Source organism: Porphyromonas sp. COT-108 OH1349 (assembly GCF_000768755.1).
GTDB lineage: Bacteria > Bacteroidota > Bacteroidia > Bacteroidales > Porphyromonadaceae > Porphyromonas_A > Porphyromonas_A canoris.
Window position 1 is genome coordinate 1 of record NZ_JRAH01000004.1, and the last position, 522, is coordinate 522.

General features: G+C 47.1%; 1 protein-coding gene. It reads right to left on the reverse strand.

Going from position 1 to position 522, the window contains the following annotated elements:
- Positions 1-522, reverse strand: a 522-nt coding sequence (locus tag JT26_RS01300; protein ID WP_036845032.1) for a hypothetical protein, incomplete at both ends; no start/stop codon positions are given.

Consider the following 522-nt stretch of genomic DNA (forward strand, 5'->3'; position numbering starts at 1 on the left):
GTGATCTTCCACCAACTTGCGCTTGATTTCGGAATAGGGATTCCATTCGCCCGGCTTGTAGGTGCCTAGATCACTGAATACAAATTGCGTTCCTTTCTGCTCCTCAAACTTGTGGTAATACTCCGCAATCTTGGCCGCACAGTGGGAGGCTTTGTTGTCCACATGATCTCCGTACTTGTTAGGATCAATAAGTCTCAAATCTAAGCTCATCTTTCGAGCCATATCCGTTGCGATAAGCATCTTGGCTTTCTCCTCTCTATCGGAGAGTTTCTCTCGTCCCAATAATTCCGCATTACCTGTCTTGGCAAACTCCACCAACTTGGCTATGAATTCCTCCTGTTCGGGTGTAGGCGGTATGTTGTGCATAATCTCATTCTTTTCGGGGCGGTCTATGCCGATCTCCTTTGCCGTTCGATAATCGGTGATTTGAGCGTAGAACGCCGCCAACTCAGGCACTTTGATAAAATAGCGGAAACGCTCCTTCTGCACGATTTCATTGGTAACAGAGAACTCATAGTCCAC